The 18,354-nt window shown below is 73.2% G+C and carries 17 protein-coding genes and 1 pseudogene; 8 read left to right on the top strand and 10 right to left on the bottom strand.

Going from position 1 to position 18,354, the window contains the following annotated elements:
* Positions 1–538 (bottom strand): annotated as a pseudogene (locus tag F6X51_RS22910) (porin family protein); the annotation flags it as partial.
* A gap of 276 nt (positions 539–814) precedes the next feature.
* Entirely contained in the window at positions 815–1,585 is a 771-nt protein-coding gene (gene pgeF, locus F6X51_RS22905) for a peptidoglycan editing factor PgeF (protein WP_150965989.1), read from the bottom strand.
* A 265-nt stretch (positions 1,586–1,850) separates the two neighbouring features.
* Here pgeF and F6X51_RS22900 point away from each other — a divergent pair, with 265 nt between their 5' ends.
* A complete protein-coding gene (locus F6X51_RS22900; RefSeq protein WP_150965988.1) occupies positions 1,851–2,054 on the top strand; it encodes a hypothetical protein in 204 nt (67 codons plus the stop codon).
* Positions 2,055–2,133: 79 nt separating this feature from the next.
* On the opposite strand, the gene F6X51_RS22895 is transcribed toward F6X51_RS22900, so the two are convergent.
* The 6 genes from F6X51_RS22895 to F6X51_RS22870 form a co-directional block, all read right to left on the bottom strand.
* Positions 2,134–3,216: a class I SAM-dependent methyltransferase gene (locus F6X51_RS22895; RefSeq protein ID WP_246696965.1), complete on the bottom strand. Its 1,083-nt coding sequence runs from the start codon at positions 3,214–3,216 to the stop codon at positions 2,134–2,136.
* Positions 3,213–4,103, bottom strand: a complete 891-nt coding sequence (gene lgt / locus F6X51_RS22890; RefSeq protein WP_150965987.1) for a prolipoprotein diacylglyceryl transferase — start codon at positions 4,101–4,103, stop codon at positions 3,213–3,215. The genes F6X51_RS22895 and lgt overlap by 4 nt, the downstream gene beginning before the upstream one ends.
* Before the next feature lie 278 nt (positions 4,104–4,381).
* Positions 4,382–5,326: a VOC family protein gene (locus tag F6X51_RS22885; protein ID WP_150965986.1), complete on the bottom strand. Its 945-nt coding sequence runs from the start codon at positions 5,324–5,326 to the stop codon at positions 4,382–4,384.
* Positions 5,323–6,222, bottom strand: a complete 900-nt coding sequence (locus F6X51_RS22880) for an SMP-30/gluconolactonase/LRE family protein (protein WP_150965985.1) — start codon at positions 6,220–6,222, stop codon at positions 5,323–5,325. The genes F6X51_RS22885 and F6X51_RS22880 overlap by 4 nt, the downstream gene beginning before the upstream one ends.
* Before the next feature lie 10 nt (positions 6,223–6,232).
* Complete coding sequence (locus tag F6X51_RS22875) at positions 6,233–6,691, bottom strand: cupin domain-containing protein (protein WP_150965984.1); 459 nt, start codon at positions 6,689–6,691, stop codon at positions 6,233–6,235.
* Between the two features lie 89 nt (positions 6,692–6,780).
* Positions 6,781–6,966 (bottom strand): hypothetical protein, encoded by a 186-nt coding sequence (locus tag F6X51_RS22870; protein WP_150965983.1) that lies wholly within the window; start codon positions 6,964–6,966, stop codon positions 6,781–6,783.
* Between the two features lie 37 nt (positions 6,967–7,003).
* Here F6X51_RS22870 and F6X51_RS22865 point away from each other — a divergent pair, with 37 nt between their 5' ends.
* Positions 7,004–8,572, top strand: coding sequence for a GMC oxidoreductase (locus F6X51_RS22865; RefSeq protein WP_150965982.1), 1,569 nt, complete (start codon positions 7,004–7,006; stop codon positions 8,570–8,572).
* Positions 8,573–8,576: 4 nt separating this feature from the next.
* On the opposite strand, the gene F6X51_RS22860 is transcribed toward F6X51_RS22865, so the two are convergent.
* Positions 8,577–9,434 carry a carotenoid 1,2-hydratase gene (locus F6X51_RS22860; RefSeq protein WP_150965997.1) on the bottom strand — a complete coding sequence of 286 codons (858 nt, stop codon included), beginning with the start codon at positions 9,432–9,434 and terminating at the stop codon, positions 8,577–8,579.
* Entirely contained in the window at positions 9,431–10,975 is a 1,545-nt protein-coding gene (gene crtD, locus F6X51_RS22855; protein WP_246696964.1) for a 1-hydroxycarotenoid 3,4-desaturase CrtD, read from the bottom strand. Before crtD ends, F6X51_RS22860 begins: the two co-directional genes overlap by 4 nt.
* A gap of 106 nt (positions 10,976–11,081) precedes the next feature.
* Between crtD and F6X51_RS22850 the strand changes: the two genes are divergently transcribed.
* The 6 genes from F6X51_RS22850 (at position 11,082) to bchZ (ending at position 18,240) form a co-directional block, all read left to right on the top strand.
* The gene (locus tag F6X51_RS22850) at positions 11,082–11,954 is read left to right on the top strand and encodes a polyprenyl synthetase family protein (protein ID WP_150965981.1); all 873 of its coding nucleotides are present in this window, start codon (positions 11,082–11,084) and stop codon (positions 11,952–11,954) included.
* Between the two features lie 27 nt (positions 11,955–11,981).
* Positions 11,982–13,139 (top strand): methyltransferase, encoded by a 1,158-nt coding sequence (locus F6X51_RS22845; RefSeq protein WP_150965980.1) that lies wholly within the window; start codon positions 11,982–11,984, stop codon positions 13,137–13,139.
* Positions 13,140–13,261: 122 nt separating this feature from the next.
* Positions 13,262–14,200 carry a chlorophyll synthesis pathway protein BchC gene (gene bchC / locus F6X51_RS22840; RefSeq protein ID WP_150965979.1) on the top strand — a complete coding sequence of 313 codons (939 nt, stop codon included), beginning with the start codon at positions 13,262–13,264 and terminating at the stop codon, positions 14,198–14,200.
* Entirely contained in the window at positions 14,197–15,177 is a 981-nt protein-coding gene (locus tag F6X51_RS22835) for a chlorophyllide a reductase iron protein subunit X (RefSeq protein ID WP_150965978.1), read from the top strand. The genes bchC and F6X51_RS22835 overlap by 4 nt, the downstream gene beginning before the upstream one ends.
* A gap of 4 nt (positions 15,178–15,181) precedes the next feature.
* Positions 15,182–16,774: a chlorophyllide a reductase subunit Y gene (bchY, locus tag F6X51_RS22830; RefSeq protein WP_150965977.1), complete on the top strand. Its 1,593-nt coding sequence runs from the start codon at positions 15,182–15,184 to the stop codon at positions 16,772–16,774.
* Positions 16,774–18,240, top strand: a complete 1,467-nt coding sequence (gene bchZ / locus F6X51_RS22825) for a chlorophyllide a reductase subunit Z (protein ID WP_150965976.1) — start codon at positions 16,774–16,776, stop codon at positions 18,238–18,240. Before bchY ends, bchZ begins: the two co-directional genes overlap by 1 nt.
* Positions 18,241–18,354: the final 114 nt, after the last annotated feature.

The following is an 18,354-nucleotide window of genomic DNA, read 5'->3' as shown; positions in this document are numbered from 1 at the left end:
AGGCGTAGCCGAGGCGGCCGCGCACGGTGCCGAAGTAGTCGAGGCCCGAGATGCCGTTCGGGTTGAACACCAGCGAGCCGGGGTTCACGCCGCCGCCCGGCACGGTGGCGAAGGCGAAGCGATTGCGGTTGCGGCCGAAATCGACGTACTGGGCGTCGGCCTCGACGCCGATGACGACGCCCGAGCCCGGGGTGAACTGGTAGTTGTAGCCGATCTGACCACCGCCGACGAAGCCGTCGTTGTTGTTGCGGTTCGAGAAGGCCACGGTGCCGGTCGTCGGCGCGCCGGCGCCGGTGACGAAGAGGCTGGAGCCGGCGGTCGCGCCGGCGGGGACGCCGATCACGGTCGGGGCGCGGTCATCCTGGGTGCCGAAGCCGTAGCCGGCGTTGAAACCGGCGTAGAAGCCCGTCCAGGTGAAGACCGGGATCGGGGCGAAGACCGGCGGGGGCGCCGCGCGGCGCGGCAGGTCGGCGGCGAAGGCGGAACCGGCGAGGGCGATGCCGGCGAGGGCGGTGGCGCCCCGAAGAATGGATTTCATGGTCTGGTCCTTTGTCCGTGAGCACCGGCGCTCCTTTGTGGATTGCGTCCGGTACGGGTTCCCCGTCTTATGTCAGCGGCACTGGGGATGCTGTTGCTGGGCGACCACGCCGACCGCCGTGAAGGCGGCCCCTTTGTGGCGGTGTGCGCCTCATTGTTCCCCGGCACCTTGCAATCAGAACGCGGTCGAATGGCCAAGGTTCATTTACGGCCACGCTTTTTCGGCCAAGGTTGCATTGACAAAATGTCGCACCCCCCTGGCGCCAATTGTGGCGGGTCAGGGGGTGAGGGCGATGGCGGAAATCAGCCGGCCGTAATCGGCCTCGCCCCGATGCGTGGTGCGGCGGTAGCTGTAGAAGCGTTCCGGATCGGCGTAGGTGCAGAGGTTGACCGAGGCCGCCTCGCCGATCCCGGCCTCCTCCAGCCGCGCCAGGATGAAGCCCGGCAGGTCGAACTGGGCGTGGCCCGGCCGCCGGCCCTCGGCGAAGAAGCGCTCGCTCCCGGGGGCCTGCGCCCGGAACCGGTCCGACAGGTCCGCCCCGACCTCGTAGGAATCCTGCGCGATCGTGGGGCCCAGCACCGCGACGATGCGGCCGCGCTCGGCCCCGAGCCCCTCCATCGCCGAGACCGTGGCCTCGATCACGCCGCCGAGCGCGCCCTTCCAGCCCGCGTGCGCAGCGCCGACGACGCGGTTCTCCGGATCGGCGAACAGGATCGGGCCGCAATCGGCGGTGGCGATGCCGAGGGCCAGGCCGGGCACCCGCGTCACCATGGCGTCGGCCTTCGGGCGATCGGGAAGCCCGAACGGCGCCTCGACGGTGACGACCGAGGCGGAATGCACCTGATACAGGCTGACGAGGCGCGCGGACTCCAGGCCGAGCTGCGCGCACATGCGCGCCCGGTTCTCGGCCACGCGGGCGGGCTCGTCGTCCGAGCCGAGGCCGCCGTTCAGCGCCGCGTAGACGCCCTCCGAGACGCCGCCCTGCCGGGTGAAGAAGGCGTGGCGGACATAGGAATGGGAGCTGAGCTCGGGCGCTTCGAGGAACATGGCGGTCTCGGGGTTCGGGTTCGGGGCGCGGGGGACGCAATAGCCCAGCCAGGCCGCCGAGACGATGGGGGCCGTCGCGGAGCCGCGCGGAGCCGAGGGGGTCCCGGGACGAACCGGACCTCGAAACCGGATGTGAAGGACGCCGCGATGCCAGTGGTCCGGGCGCTTCGGCAGGACTACACTCCCTCCCGGAACCCGGGCCCGGGATGCGCATTTGGAATCCCGCCTGACCCTGGCCCCGTGCCACACCAGTCGAGGAAGGACGATGGCTCAGAACATTCAGCCCGACCGCCCTATCTGGCCTTCGGTACCGGAGACCGGCCACCGCTCCGGGCGCGGCAGCTTCGAGGGCGACACCCCTCTCGATCGCGAGGGCGCGCATGCCCGTCCGGGCCTCCTGCCGCAGGAGCCGCAGGCCCCGCGCATGCCGGCCAAGACCTCCGAGGGGTTCGGCAGCTTCGAGGGCTGACCCCGGCCCCGCGCGAATCCCCGGCCGGGCTCGGCCGCCGGAACCCGGCGGGCCGGGCCCTGTCGCGTCGGCGGGAGCGTCAGAAGCCCGGCAGGCGCGGAAGGCCCGGCCCGCTCACCGCCATCGCCTTGAACAGGCGTCCCATGCCGCGCCGGCCCGGACCGGTCAGGCGCGCCACCGCGGCCTCGATCGCCAGCGCTTGCGCCGGGCTCGCGCGCTGCTTCAGCCGCTCGGCCCGGGCGAGGAGCCCGAGACCGGTCAGGAAGTCGCGCTGGTCGACGGGGCCGTGGACGCCCGCGCCCTCCGCCGCCGCCGCGCGGGCGAGGGCCGCGAAATCCACGTGCGCCGTGAGGTCCGCCTCTCCGGGCGCCGCGAGCGGATCGACGAAGCGGTGCCCGGCAACGGCCTGCAGGGTATCGCCGAAGCCCGGCCGGACATGGCCGTAATCGATCGCCAGGAGGGCGCCGCCCTGGTCGCGCAGGCGCCGGGCGAGGCGGCGGACGAGATCGAGGGCGGGCCCCGGCAGCGTCATCACCACGCCCTCCGGGCCCTCGGCCGCAAGCCCGCGCTCGGGCTCGGGCGCGAGCCCGAAGGCGAGGCGGGCGTCCGGGGCGAGGCCCACCACCCGCTCGCACCAGCCCCGGGGGGTGCGCTGGAACTGGCGCACCGGCAGCGCGTCGAGGAACTCGTTGGCGAGGATGATCGCGGGCCCGTCCGGCAGCGCGTCGAGCGCGTCGTGCCAGGCCGGAGCCCCGAAATCCGGCACGGCGCCGGCGAGGGCCGCCGCCTGCGCCGCCCGCAGGACCGGGCTCGTCTCGACGAGGTGGAGCGCGGGCCGGAAGCCCGGCGCGGCGGCCCGCACGGCCCGGAGCGCGTCGGACATCAGGGTGCCGCGCCCGGGCCCGAGCTCGACGAGGAGCATGCCCCCGCCCCCTCCCATCTCCGCCCCGACGGAGGCGGCCCAGAGCCCGATCAGCTCGCCGAACATCTGGCTGATCTCGGGGGCGGTGGTGAAATCGCCGCCGGCGCCGAGGGGATCGCGGGTGCGGTAGTAGCCGTGCACCGGGTGGCCGAGGCACAGGGCCATGTAGCGGTCGATCCCGATCGGACCGGTCTCGCGGATCAGCGCCGCGATCTCGCCGGCGAGGGGCGTCGCGCTCACGCCTTCACCGCGGCCTCGGCCGGCTCCTCCACCGGCCGGCGCGGGCGGGTGTGTCCGCGCGCCGCGAGCACGATGTAGGTGAGCCCGACGAGGGCCATCGGCAGGCAGAGCAGCATCCCCATGGTGACGCCGCCGCCGAGGGGGCCGAGCTCGCTGCCGAACAGGTAGCCGAGCTGACGGTCCGGCTCGCGGAAGAACTCGCAGAAGGTCCGGGCGAGGGCGTAGCCGAGGACGAAGATCCCCCCGAGGAGCCCCGGCTTGCGGAAGCCGAAGCGCCGGGCCGCGAGCGCCATCGCGACGAACAGGATCAGCCCCTCGGTGACGGCCTCGTAGAGCTGGCTCGGGTGCCGGGGCAGGGGGCCGCCGCTCGGGAACACGACGGCGTAGGGGAAGTCCGGCGCGATGCGCCCCCAGAGTTCGCCGTTCACGAAATTGGCGATGCGGCCGAAGAACAGGCCGATCGGCACCACCACGGCGGCGATGTCGAGGAGCGTGTAGCCGTTGAGCTTGCGCGCCCGGGCGAAGAGCAGCATCGCCAGGATCGCCCCGAGGAAGCCGCCGTGGAACGACATGCCGCCGTTGCGGATGGCGAAGATCTCGATCGGGTCGTCGAGATACATCGGCAGATTGTAGAACAGCACGTAGCCGAGGCGGCCGCCGAGGACGACCCCGAGCGCCACCCAGACGATGAGGTCGTCGATGTCGGCGAGGCTCGGGCGGCGCACCACGCCCCAGAGGCTGTCGGCCCTGACGAGGCGGCGGGCGTAGTACCAGCCGCCGACGAGCCCGGCGATGTAGGCGAGCGCGTACCACTTGATCGTGATCGGCCCGATCGCGACCGCGACGGGGTCGATGGCCGGGAACGGCAGGGCGAGGAGCGGCGGCATCCGGGGCCTCGGGTGTTGACGCCTGTCGGAGGCCGTCCCGCATGCCCGCCCGACGGGTCGGTCCGGAACGGCGCCGCGGCGCCGGGGGCGGCCTCACGCGCGGCGAAGCCCGAGCGATGCCCGGACCCGACAGGCTGTTTCGGGCGCGGCATTGGACGCGCGACCGCCGGGGCGTCAAGCCTCCCCGGCGCCGCAACCGCCCGCGTCCGGCCCCTCGGACCGGGAGCCTCGCCCCCTCCGCACTCCGGCGCGAAGAGGGACGCTGCCCGACGCACGCCTCACGCGCGGCCCGGTGCCGTCGGCCCGACGAGCAGGAAGCCGTGGCCGTCCGGACCCGAGCCGTAGGCGACGCTCCCGTCCGGCGCCGCCTCGGCGGGATAGCCGGCCGCCCGGATCCGCTGCGCGAGGGCCGGAACGTCGTCCACCGCGAAGACGAAGCGGGTCGTGGCGCGGTCGCGCGGTCCGAAGGGCGGCGGCTCGGGGGCGCCGGAGGCGGGCCGCTCCGGGGCGCCGGAGGCGGGCCGGCGGTAGTGCAGCAGCTCGACATGCGGGGTCGGGAGCGGCGGCGCCAGCCCGATCACGTCGACCTCCGGGTCGGGGACGCCGTCGAGGCGGGCCTGCTCCGGGCCCCGATTGAGGCCGCGGCTGCCGAGCGTCAGGCCGAGGGTGCCGGTGTAGAAGGCGAGGGCGGCGTCGAGGTCGGTGACGGTGATGGCCGAGTGATCGATGCCGAGGAACAGGCCGGGGGCGTCGCGCCAGCGGGCGGCGGGGTCGCCGCCGGGGAAGTGGATCAGCTCGACCGGGTGCCCGTCGGGGTCGCGGAACTTGAAGGCGGACACGCCGCCCGAGGTTTCCGGCAGGATCTGAGCGCCGCCCTGGCTGATCGGAACCGGATGGAGCGTCGAGAGGGCCCGCATCGCCCGCTCCATGTCGCGGACCGGGATGGCGATGTGCTGGAAGAACGGGTCGGTCGCGGCCGGCGCCGCCGGATAGGCCGCCCCCGGCGGATCGAAGTTCAGGAAGGCGACGACCTGCTCCCCGATCCGCATGCGCAGGCGCCACCCGCCCGCCTCGCCGAGGCCCATGGCCTGGAGCGGCGGGGCCGGCAGCGGTTCCGGCGGGGCCTCCCGCACGAAGCCGAGGCCGTCGCGGTAGAAGGCCTCGGTCCGGGCGAGGTCCGCGACCGTCCGGCTGATGGCGTGAAGGCTTCGGATGCCGCTCATAGCAGGCGCGCTCCGCGTCGGTTGACGTAGATGGCGTAGAGGGTGTGGGAGGCGCAGAGGAACAAGCGGCTGCGGTTGCGCCCGCCGAAGGCCAGGTTCGAGACCGTGGAAGGCACCCGGATCTTTCCCAGGAGCGCACCCGAGGGGTCGATGCAATGCACCCCGTCGGCGGCGCTCGACCAGAGGTGCCCCTCCTCGTCGCAGCGGAAGCCGTCGGCGAAGCCCGGCGTCACCGTGTGGAAGATGCGCCCGTCCCGCAGGCCGTCCGCGCCGACGCCGAAGACCCGGATGTGCTGGACCGGGTCGGGTACGAATTGCAGGCCGCTCTCGGCGACGTAGAGGAGCGATTCATCGGGCGAGAAGCAGAGGCCGTTCGGCCCCTCAAAATCGTCGGCCACGATCGCGAGGCTCCCGTCCCGCGGATCGAGCCGGTAGACGGCGGCGGGCAGCTCGGACTCCTGCTTGCCGCCCTCGTAATCCGTCTGGATGCCGTAGGGCGGGTCCGTGAACCAGATCGTGCCGTCGGACTTGCAGACGATGTCGTTGGGCGAGTTGAGGCGCTTGCCACGGTAGCGGTCCGCCAGCACCGTGAGGCTGCCGTCGAGCTCGGTCCGGGTGATGCAGCGGCCCCGGTGCGAGCAGGAGAGCAGCCGCCCCTGCCGGTCGCGGGCGTGCCCGTTCTCGAAGTTCGACGGCTGCCGGAAGACGCTGAGGCCGCCGGCCTCGCTCCAGCGCATGACGCGGTTGTTCGGCAGGTCGCTGAACAGCAACTCGTCCCGGTCCCCGAACCAGACCGGACCCTCGCACCAGCGGAAGCCCTCGGCGAGCATTTCCAGCGGCGCGTTCGGCAGCACGAAGGCCTTGAAGCGCGAATCGCAGATCTCGAAACCGTCCATGCCGGCCAGCCTACCTGAAGCGGCCGGGCTGGTTGACGGTCGGCTCCACCTCGAGCCCGGTCACCATCATGGTGCAGGGCTCGGTCCCGAGGGTGCCCGACAGGTGCCCCTCGCGGCCGTCGCGGGCCTTCGTGTTCTGGTCCTCGCCGAACATCAGCTCGCCCGGGCCCATCTCGACCCGGTGCCCGTCCATGGTCTCGACGAACCAGCGCCCGGTGAGGATCGCGATCCATTGCGGACGCGGGTTCTCGTGCCATTGCCCGACCCATCCGACCGGCAGCACCGTGAAGGTGACGCTCGCCCGGGAGGGCGCCTGCCTGTCGTTCCATTGCGGCGCGGTCTGCGGGTCGATGCCCTTCAGCTCGAACCGCGTCAGGGTGAAGCGCTCCTGCCGGCTGACGCCGTCCGCATCCGTGTAGACGTGCCAGTAGGGCATGCTCGGCGGCGGTCCGGCCGTGTCGTCTGCCATCGGGGTTCTCCTGAAAGGCTCGGGGTCGGAGGGCAGGGACCGGCCGCGTCGAGAGCCCGGATGCCGGGGGGAGCGCGACGCGGGCCCGGTCACCGCACCCCGGCCCGGGATCCGCCGAAACCGGGCGGGTCGGCGGGTGAACGTTCCCGGCTGCCCCAGGGTTGCGGGCGCTCGCGGGCGTGCGTGCGGTGCAGGACGAAGCGCGGAAACGTGCGAAGAAAGAGCGTTGCCGCGCTGCGGAACGCAGCCATTGCGGTCACGTTGGCGGCACGCATCGCGCGAGGCTCCCGCGTGCGAGACCCGGAGGCGGCCATGTCCCAGGATCATTACGACGTGATCATCGTCGGCAGCGGCCCCGGCGGAGGCTCGGTGTTCCAGAAGCTCGCCCGGACCGGCAAGCGCATCCTCCTGCTCGAGCGCGGCGATTACCTGCCGCGCAGCCAGGACAACTGGAACGCCAGGACGGTGTTCGTCGACGGGGCCTACCAGGCCCGGGAAACCTGGTACGGCGGCGACGGGCGCGCCTTCAGCCCGGCGCTGCACTACTATGTCGGCGGCAATTCCAAGGTGTACGGGGCCGCGCTGCTGCGTCTGCGCGCGCGGGATTTCGAGGCCGTGCGCCACGTCGACGGGATCTCGCCGGCCTGGCCGGTCTCCTACGCCGCGTTCGAGCCCTACTATCTCGAGGCCGAGAAGCTCTTCGCCGTCCACGGCAACCGGGGCGAGGACCCGAACGAGCCCTGGGCCAGCGGCCCCTACGATTATCCCGGCGTCGCCCACGAGACGCGGATCCAGAAGCTCTCGGACGATTGGGGGAAGGCGGGCCTCCACCCCTTCCACCTGCCGCTGGGCATCCGCCTCGACGAGCGCGGCGGCAAGCCGACGCCCACGAGCATCTGCATCCGCTGCGACGCCTTCGACGGGTTCCCCTGCCTGCTCAACGGCAAGGCCGACGCGCAGGTGATGACCGTCGACCCGACGCTCGCGGCCCACGACAACGTCACGCTCCTCACCAACGCCTACGTGTCGCGGCTCGAGACCGACCCGGCGGGGCGCAGCGTCACCGCGGTCCACGTCACCCGCGGCGGGGAGGCGGAGCGCTACTCCGCCGACATCGTGGTGGTGGCCTGCGGGGCGCTGTCCTCGGCGCTGCTCCTCCTGCGCTCGGCCAGCGCCGCGCATCCGGACGGGCTCGCCAACGGCTCGGATCAGGTCGGGCGCAACTACATGCGCCACAACATGTCGGTGCTGATGGCCCTGTCGAAGGAGGTCAACGACACGGTGTTCCAGAAGACCCTCGCGGTCTCGGACTTCTACTTCGAGTCGAAGGACTGGGAATTCCCGATGGGCCTGATCCAGATGTGCGCCAAGACGCATCCGGACCAGATCCGCGGCGAGGAGTTCCCGAAATGGACGGGCTTCCTGCCGAGCGCCCCCTTCGACATGGTGGCGCGCCACTCGATGGATTTCTGGCTGCAGAGCGAGGACCTGCCCCATCCCGACAACCGGGTCACGATCGACCGGGACGGGCGCACGATCCTGGACATCCGCGAGACCAACCGCGAGGCGCATGACCGCCTGCGCGCCAAGCTCTCGGACCTGCTCCGGCCGGGCGGCGCCTACACCTACCTGTTCGAGCGCTCGCTCTACCTCGGCAAGAACATCCCCCTGAGCGGCACGGCGCATCAGGCCGGCACCCTGCGCTTCGGCGCGGACCCGGCCTCCTCCGTCCTCGACCTCACCTGCAAGGCCCACGAGGTCGACAACCTCTACGTGACGGATGCGAGCTTCTTTCCCTCGATCGGCGCCGTGAACCCGACGCTCACCATCGTGGCCAACGCGCTCCGGGTCGCCGACCACATCGCGGCGCGCCTCGGCTGAGGGATCAGCGGGTTCGGCGCGGCATCCGGAACGGCAGCATCAGGCGCACCAGCGGGTTGCGGAAGCGATCGAGGGACAGGCTCTCGTGGACCGGGCGCACCGCCTCGCCGCCGAGGGTCGCGGAGAGGAGCGAGCGGCTGTAGAACGGGGTGTCCTCGAAGGTGCGCAGGACCCGCGCCGTGCCGTCGTCGCTGCGGGTCGAGCGCGGGATGCGCCAGAGCCGCGTCGGCGGCAGGGCGGCCGCGAGGGGCGGCCTGATCTCCCGGCGCGCGCCGGTCCGGTCGAAGCGCAGCGACAGGTTCTGGCCCGAGCCGTCCCGGCGGCGCACGTCGTACAGGATGGCGGCGCCGTCGCTGAGGTCCGCCCGGCACCAGGTCCAGCTCGTGAAGGCGTCCTCCAGGGCCTCGTCGCCGTGGTTGGTGTCGAAATAGGCGGTGCCCGTCCAGTGGGTGCCGGGCTCGTCCAGCTGCACCTCGACGGGGCAGGAGGGCGCCATCGGCCACCAGCGATGGGCGCCCCCCGCGTCGAGGGTGAAGGGGCCGCGGGTGAAGCCGGGCGGGCGCAGGCGCACGGTGCCGCGCACCCGCCCGGGGATCGGCGCCGTGACCTCGTCGATCCGGACGACGAGGTCGGTCCCGTCCCATTCCATCGCGCTCGGGCCGATGCGGATGCCCGCCGCATCCCGCGACAGGGCGGCGCGCCCGCGCTCGGTCATGCAGAAGCGCCCCGGGCGCCCGTACAGCACCACGTTCAGGGCGCAATGGTCGAGCGGGTCCCGCGCCGTGTCCCAGGCGTAGTAGGGGGAGAACACGCTGCCCACGAAGGCGATGAGGGTCAGGCCCTGGCTGCCGTCCCGGCTCAGGGCATCGACGTACCACCAGGCGTAGCCGCCCCGGCCCACGGGCGTGTCGAAGCGCGGCTCAGGCCGAGATCCGCCAGGAGGCTGTCCGCCGCGATCCGGCCCGACTGCGCCGCCATCGGCACCCCCGGGCCCGGATGCACGCTGCCCCCCGCCAGGTACAGGCCCGGCAGGCGCGTGCGCGCCCCCGGCCGGCGGAAGGTCGCCGTCCAGCCGTGCGAGGCCCGCCCGTAGAGGGCGCCCCCGGTCGCCGGAAACAGGGCCTCGAACCCCGAGGGCGTCGTCGTCACGCCACCCGGCTCCGTCGCGAGTGCGAGGCCGCAGGCCGCGAGCCGCGCCCGCATCGTCGTCGCGCATCTGTCGATCTCCTGGGACGTGAGGGGGCGCTCGCCCCGGGCGGGGGCGTTGACGAGGCAGAGCAGGCGCTCCGGGCCGCCCGGCGCCGCGTCGGCGTCGTCGCGGTCCTGGGCGCAGAGGTAGACGGTCGGATCGGGCGGCAGGCCGCCGCGCCGGATCGCCTCGAACTCCGCCCGGTAATCGCCCGAGAAGAAGACGTTGTGGCGCACGAGGGGAAAGCCCTCCGGCCGGGCCGAGACGCAGAAGGTCACGGCCGAGAGCGAGCGCTCGGCCGCCCGCACCGGCCCGGTCACCCGTGCCGCCTCGGGCCCGAACAGGCCGGCGGCGAGGGCCGAGACGTCGGCATTGACCACCACGGCGTCGGCGGGGATGCGCGCGCCATCGGCGGTCTCGACGCCGGTGACGCGCCCGCCCTCGGTCAGGATCCGGCCCGCCTCCGTGTCGAAGCGCAGCACCGCACCCCGCTCGCCGGCGAGATCCGCCACCGCCTGCGCGAGGCGGCTCAGGCCCCCGTCCACGTACCAGACCCCCTCCTGCTCGACATGGGCGACGAGCATCAGGGTGGCGGGCGCCTCGAAGGGCGAGGCGCCGCAATAGGTGGCGTAGCGCCCGAAGAGCTGGCGCAGCCGCGGATCGCGGAAGTCGTCGCCGAGGGCCCCCCACAGGGTCGCGAAGGGCCGGATCCGCCAGAGGCCGCCGAGGCCCCACAGGCCGACCCGGCGCCCGAGATCGAGGGGGCTGGGGCGCTCGCTCCGGATGAACGGCCCCTCAAGGGTGCGGTAGACCTCCGCGGCCCGGGCGCAGAAGCGGCGGTAGCCCTCCGCCTCGGCGGCGCCCGCGAATTGCGCGATCGCGGCCGCCGAGGCGTCGGGGTCGGCGAAGAGGTCCAGGCGCTCGTGCGCGCTCCAGGCGTGGCGGGCGAGGATGCCGGCCGGGCTCAGGCGCACCCGCTCGGCGAGGCTCGCCCCGGCCTCGGCGAAGACCTCCTCGAACACCCACCGCATGGTGAAGACCGTGGGGCCGGCCTCGACCGGCCGGCCGCCGACCGGGACCGCGCGCATCTTGCCGCCCGGCCGCGCCGCCCGCTCCAGCACCGTGACCTCGAGCCCGGCCGCCGCGAGGCGCAGGGCGGCGACGAGGCCGCCGATGCCGGCGCCGATTACCACCACGCGCTGCCGTCGCTCCATCCGCACGCCCGCCTCCGGACCGCCCATTGATCTCGACACCGACAAGTGTCAATTATATCTGACACTACAAACTGACAATTGGAAAAGACACCCCAGGGAGGTCGTCATGGAAGCGGGCAGGCGCATCGAGCGGATCCTCGACATCGCGGTCGCTTACGCCGAGGCGCCCGGCGCGCCGCCCCGCCTCGCCGAGGCGATCCGCTACGCGGTGTTTCCCGGCGGCCACCGGATCCGCCCGCGCCTCTGCCTCGCGGTGGCGGCCGCCTGCGGCGATGACGACCCGGCCGCCGCGGACGCCGCCGCCGCCGCGATCGAGCTGCTGCACTGCGCCTCCCTGGTCCATGACGACCTGCCCTGCTTCGACGATGCGGAGATGCGGCGCCAGAAGCCCACGGTGCACGTCGCCTTCGGCGAGCCCGTCGCGGTGCTGACCGGCGACGCGCTGATCGTCCTCGCCTTCGAGACCCTGGCGCGGGGCGCCGCCCGCTCCCCCGACCGGCTCGCCGCCCTCGTGGGCCTCGTGGCCCGCGCGGTCGGCTCGCCCGCCGGCATCGTGGCCGGCCAGGCCTGGGAATCGGAGCCGGAGGTGGCGCTCGCGAACTACCAGCAGGCCAAGACCGGGGCGCTGTTCGCCGCCGCGACCGTGACGGGGGCGGCCGCGGCCGGCGTCTCGCCGCTGCCGTGGCGCCTCCTCGGCGAGTGCCTGGGCGAGGCCTATCAGGTGGCCGACGACCTACGCGACGTGGCCTGCCGCCAGGAAGAGATCGGCAAGCCGGCCGGGCGCGACGCCACCCTCGGCCGCCCGAACGCGGCCCTGCTCCTCGGCATGACCGGCGCGCTGGAGCGCCTCAGGCGCCTCGCCCGGGAGGCCGTCGAGGTGATTCCGGCCTGCCCCGGCGCCGATGCCCTGCGGGCCGAGATCGTGGCGCAGACCCGCCTGTTCCTGCCCGCGAGCCTCGCCCACGAGGCCTTGGTCTAGGACCGCTCCGGGCCCGGAGCGATGGCCATGCCGCTGATCCGGGCCGGGCGGGGCCCGGCCGCCGAGGCCCCGCGGCCGACCTGGCGCGAGCGCTGGCTCGCCTTCCGGAACGCCCGGGTGGCGAGCCCCGCCTTCCAACGCTGGGCCGCCGGCTTCCCGCTGACCCGCCGGACCGCCCAGCGCAACACGCGGGCGCTGTTCGATCTCTGCGCCGGCTTCGTCTACGCGCAGGTGCTCTTCGCCTGCATCCGCCTCGACCTGTTCCCCGTGCTCAAGGAAGGCCCCCTCGCGGTCGCGGCGCTCGCCCCCCGCCTCGGCCTGACGCCCGAGCGGACCGAGCGCCTGCTGCGGGCGGCGGCCTCGCTCGCGCTGGTGACGCGCCTGCCGGACGGGCGTTTCGCCCTCGCCGATCTCGGCGCGGCGCTGATCGGAAACCCGTCCATCGCGGCGATGATCGAGCATCACGCCATGCTGTACGACGACCTGCGCGACCCGGTCGCGCTCCTGCGCGGGGAGGCCGGCGAGACCCGCCTCTCGGGCTACTGGCCCTATGCCGGCGCCGCCGAGCCCGGCGCCGTCGGCCCCGAGGCGGTCGCCGGCTACAGCGGGCTGATGTCGGCCTCGCAGGCGCTGATCGCCGAGGACGTGCTCGACGCCTACCCGTTCGCGCGCCACGCCTGCCTGATGGATCTCGGGGGCGGCGAGGGCGTCTTCGCCGAGGCGGCGGCGCGCCGCTGCCCGAGCCTGCGGCTGATGCTGTTCGACCTGCCCCCCGTCGCCGAGCGCGCCCGCGCGCGGCTCGCCGGGCTCGGTCTCGACCGGCGCATCGCCTGCCACGGCGGCAGCTTCCTCGACGACGCCCTGCCGCGGGGCGCCGACCTGATCACCCTCGTGCGCATCGTCCACGACCACGACGACGCCCGCGTCGCCGCGTTGCTGCGCGCCGCGCACGCCGCCCTCGCGCCGGGCGGCACCCTGCTCATCGCCGAGCCCATGGCGGGCACGCCCGGCGCCGAGCCGATCGCGGACGCGTATTTCGGCTTCTACCTCCTCGCGATGGGCAGCGGCCGGGCCCGCACGCCCGACGAGCTCCGAGCACTCCTGGCGGAGGCTGGATTCGGCCGGATCCGCACGGTTCCGACGCGCCGGCCGCTGCTGGCTCGCGCGATTGTCGCCGCGCGTTGACAGGAACATGTGTAAAGAAGACTTGACGGTCGTTAATGTCCGTCTAAGCTGACATCAACGGACGCATCCCCGGACCCACCGGAGAGCAGAACCGGGAAACACGGGCGGAAAGGCATCGACTGATGGACGCGCTCGCTGTCGTTCTCGAACAACCGGAGCAGCTGGCGCTCTCGCGCCTGCCCCTCAGCCCGGCCGGCGAGTCCGACGCGGTGGTGGCGATCTCCTGGAGCGGCATCTCCACCGGCACCGAGCGCCTGCTCTGGTCCGGACGCATGCCGAGCTTCCCCGGCATGGGCTATCCCCTGGTTCCCGGCTACGAATCGGTCGGCACCGTCATCGCGGCCGGCCCGGCGAGCGGGCGCCAGGTCGGCGAGACCGTGTTCGTGCCCGGCGCCCGCTGCTTCGGCGAGGTCCGCGGCCTGTTCGGGGGCGCCGCCTCCCACCTGATCGTCCCGGGTGGGCGCCTCGTTCCCGTCGATCCGAACCTCGGCGAGACCGCGATCCTGATCGCCCTCGCGGCGACCGCCTACCATGCGCTCGCGGGAATCAGCCCGGGCGAGCGCTCCCTGATCGTCGGCCACGGTGTCCTCGGGCGCCTCCTCGCGCGCCTCACGGTGCTGGCCGGCGGGGCGCCGACCGTGTGGGAGACGAACGCCCTGCGGGCGAGGGGCCGGTTCGGCTACCCGGTGGTGGCGCCCGAGACCGACGAGCGGCGCGACTACGCGACGATCACCGATGTCAGCGGGGATGCGAGCCTGCTCGACAGCCTGATCGGCCGGCTCGCCCCCTCCGGCGAGATCGTGCTCGCGGGCTTCTACGAGGCGCCCCTCGCCTTCGCCTTCCCGCCGGCCTTCCTGCGCGAGGCACGCATCCGGGTCTCGGCGGAGTTCCGGCCCCACGACCTGACCGCCGTCACGGCGCTCATCGAGCGCGGTGCGCTCTCCCTCGACGGCCTGATCACGCATCGCCGCCCGGCGACCGACGCCCAGGCCGCCTATCGCACGGCCTTCGGCGACCCCGAATGCCTGAAGATGATCCTCGATTGGAGGGCCGCCCCATGAACATGCACCTCACCAGCGCCCTTCGCGCCGAGGCGAGCGAAGGCCCCGATCCGGTGCCGACCAAGGCCACCAAGGAGACGCAGATCATCGCGATCTACGGCAAGGGCGGCATCGGCAAGTCGTTCACCCTGGCGAACCTCTCCTACATGATGGCCCAGCAGGGCAAGAAGGTGCTGCTGATCGGCTGCGACCCGAAGAGCGACACCACCTCGCTGCTGTTCGGCGGCCGGGCCTGCCCGACCATCATCGAGACCTCGACCCGCAAGAAGCTCGCGGGCGAGGCCGTGGCCATCGGCGACGTCTGCTTCAAGCGCGACGGCGTCTACGCGATGGAACTCGGCGGGCCGGAGGTCGGGCGCGGCTGCGGCGGGCGCGGCATCATCCACGGCTTCGAACTCCTCGAGAAGCTCGGCTTCCACGAATGGGGTTTCGACTACGTCCTGCTCGACTTCCTCGGCGACGTGGTCTGCGGCGGCTTCGGCCTGCCGATCGCCCGCGACATGTGCCAGAAGGTCATCGTCGTCGGCTCGAACGACCTGCAATCGCTCTACGTCGCCAACAACGTCTGCTCGGCGGTCGAGTATTTCCGCAAGCTCGGCGGCAATGTCGGGGTCGGCGGCCTCGTCATCAACAAGGACGACGGCACCGGCGAGGCCCAGGCCTTCGCCGAGGCCGTGGGCATCCCGGTCCTGGCCGCGATCCCGGCCGACGAGGACATCCGCCGCAAGAGCGCGAATTACGAGATCATCGGCAAGCCCGACGGGCGCTGGGGCTCGCTGTTCTCGGATCTCGCGGCGAACGTCGCCGAGGCCATCCCGAACCATCCGAGGCCCCTGAGCCAGGACGCCCTGCTCGGCCTCTTCTCGGGCGAGAGCGTCGGCCGCGACGTGGTGCTGGAGCCCGCCACCTTCGAGGACATGTGCGGCGCCTCGCCGGTGGTGAAGCCGTCCCTCGAAGTCGTCTACGACGAGGTCTAGGCGCATGGCCGTCACCCTCGACATCGCCGACCTGCGCGCCCGTCGCGACAAGCCCGCCTCCGCGCTCCAGAGCGCGCAAGGCCCCGCGCAGGTGCCCGCCGAGATCGTCAGCCTCGCGGCGACCCGCGAGGACGGCCATGGCTGCCACGCCGGCAAGGACGCGATGCGGGCCGCGGCGCGATCCGCCGGGATGAGCCCGACCCTCGACCAGCTCGCCAAGGATTATCCGGCCGGCCCCCACGACCAGCCCCAGAGCATGTGCCCGGCCTTCGGCTCGCTCCGGGTCGGCCTGCGGATGCGGCGCACCGCCACGATCCTGTCGGGCTCGGCCTGCTGCGTCTACGGGCTGACCTTCACGTCGCATTTCTACGGCGCCCGCCGCACGGTCGGCTACGTGCCGTTCAACTCCGAAACCCTGGTCACCGGCAAGCTGTTCGAGGACATCCGCGACGCGGTGCACCAGGTGGCCAAGCCCGCCGATTACGACGCCGTCGTGGTGATCAATCTCTGCGTGCCGACCGCCTCCGGCGTGCCGCTCCGGCTGCTGCCGAAGGAGATCGACGGGGTCCGCATCATCGGCATCGACGTGCCGGGCTTCGGGGTGCCGACCCATGCGGAGGCCAAGGACGTGCTCGCCGGCGCCATGCTGAAGGTCGCCCGCACGGAGATCGAGCAGGGCCCGGTCCAGGCGCCCCGGGGCGGCCGCGCGGCCCGCCCCGCCGTGACGCTCCTCGGCGAGATGTTCCCGGCCGACCCGGTGGTGATCGGCGCCATGCTCGACATCCTCGGCCTCGATGCCGGGCCCGTGGTGCCGACCCGGGAATGGCGCGAGCTCTACGCGGCCCTCGACGGGGCGGCGGTGGCGGCGATCCACCCGTTCTACACCGCGAGCATCCGCGAGTTCGAGGCCGCCGGCCGGCCGATCGTCGGCTCGGCGCCCGTCGGCCATGACGGCACCGCCGACTGGCTCGACCGGATCGGCGCCGCCTGCGGGGTCGGGCGCGAGACCGTCGCGGCCGCCCAGAACCGGCTGCTCCCGGCGATCCGGGGCGCCCTGTCCGCCCGCCCGATCCAGGGCCGCATCACCCTCTCGGGCTACGAGGGCTCGGAGCTCCTCGTCGGGCGCCTCCTCGTCGAGAGCGGCGCGGACCTGCGCTACGTCGGCACCGCCTGCCCGCGCACGCCCCATTCCGAGGCCGACCGCGACTGGCTCGAGGCCCGCGGCGTCATGGTCCGCTACCGGGCCTCCCTCGAGGACGACCTCGCGGCCTTCCACGCGTTCCGGCCGGACCTCGCCATCGGGACGACGCCGGTGGTGCAGAAGGCCAAGGAGGCCGGCACCCCGGCCCTGTACTTCACCAACCTGATCTCCGCCCGCCCCCTCATGGGCGTCGCGGGCGCCGGCTCGCTGGCGCAGGTCGTCAACGCGGCGCTGGCCAATGCGGGACGCTTCGACGCGATGCGGAGCTTCTTCGCCGGCGTCGGCGCGGGCCACGCGGCCGGCATCTGGGAGGAGGTGCCGAAGGCCCGCAAGAGCGCGGCCCCGGCTCCGACGGCGAAGCCCCACGCCCACGATCCGATCGGGGAGATGGCCTGATGCTCGTCCTCGATCACGACCGCGCCGGCGGCTACTGGGGCGCCGCCTACGTCTTCTCCGCCATCAAGGGCCTGCAGGTGCTCATCGACGGCCCCGTGGGCTGCGAGAACCTGCCGGTCACCTCGGTCCTCCACTACACCGACGCGCTGCCGCCCCACGAATTGCCCATCGTGGTCACCGGCCTCGCCGAGGAGGAACTCGGCCGCCACGGCACCGAGGGCGCCATGAAGCGGGCCCACGCCACCCTCGACCCGGCGATGCCGAGCGTCGTCGTGACGGGATCGATCGCCGAGATGATCGGCGGCGGCGTGACGCCCGAGGGCACCAACATCCAGCGCTTCCTGCCGCGCACGATCGACGAGGACCAGTGGCAGGCGGCGGACCGCGCCATCAACTGGCTCTGGCAGGAGCACGGCGCCAGGCGCTTCGCCAGAAAGGGGATCCCGGCCCGGCCCGCCCGCAAGGAGGGCGAGCGCCCCCGCGTCAACATCATCGGCCCGGCCTACGGCACCTTCAACATGCCCTCGGACCTCGCCGAGATCCGCCGCCTCGTCGAGGGCATCGGGGCGGAGGTCAACCTGACCTTCCCGCTCGGCGCGCATCTCCAGGACGTGCCCAGGCTCGTCAACGCCGACGCCAATATCTGCCTCTACCGCGAGTTCGGGCGCCTGCTCTGCGAGGCCCTCGACCGGCCCTACCTGCAGGCGCCGATCGGGATCCTGTCGACGACGGCCTTCCTGCGCAGCCTCGGCTCGATCCTCGGCCTCGATCCCGAGCCCTTCATCGAGCGCGAGAAGCACACCACGATCAAGCCGGTCTGGGACCTCTGGCGCTCGGTGACGCAGGACTTCTTCGGGACCGCGAGCTTCGGCATCGTGGCGACCGAGACCTACGCCCGCGGCGTCCGCCACTTCCTCGAGGAGGAGATGGGCCTGCCCTGCACCTTCGCGGTGGCGCGCAAGCCCGGGGCGAAGCCCGACAACGCGACCGTGCGCGCCGCGATCGCCGAGACGCCGCCGCTGGTCCTGTTCGGCTCCTTCAACGAGCGCATGTACCTGGCGGAGGCCGGGGCGCGGGCGGTGTTCGTGCCGGCCTCCTTCCCGGGCGCCATCATCCGGCGCCACACCGGCACGCCCTTCATGGGCTATGCCGGCGCGACCTACCTCGTGCAGGAGGTCTGCAACGCCCTCTTCGACATGCTCTTCCACATCCTGCCGCTCGCCCGCGACATGGATGCGGTGGAGGCGACCCCCGCCCGCGCGCACCGGGAGATCGCCTGGGACGCGGCGGCCCGCGCCGCCCTGAACGAGCGCGTCGAGCGCCAGCCGGTGCTGGTGCGGATCTCGATGGCCAAGCGCCTGCGCGACGCCGCCGAGCGCGAGGCCCGCCGCGTCGGCGCCGCCGAGGTCGCCGTCGACCACGTCGACGCCGCCCACGAGGGCCTGAGACTGGGAGCCGCCGCATGAGCGCGGGCGGCGTCCCCATCCGAGCCCTGTCCTCGGACACCGCCCCGGGCCGCGCCACCGCGCGCCGGTCCCGGGCCGATCTCGAACCCGTTCAGCCAGCGCCTCCGGTCCGGA

The organism is Methylobacterium planeticum (genome assembly GCF_008806345.1).
GTDB lineage: Bacteria > Pseudomonadota > Alphaproteobacteria > Rhizobiales > Beijerinckiaceae > Methylobacterium > Methylobacterium planeticum.
This window is presented reverse-complemented; position numbering and strand designations above follow the sequence as displayed.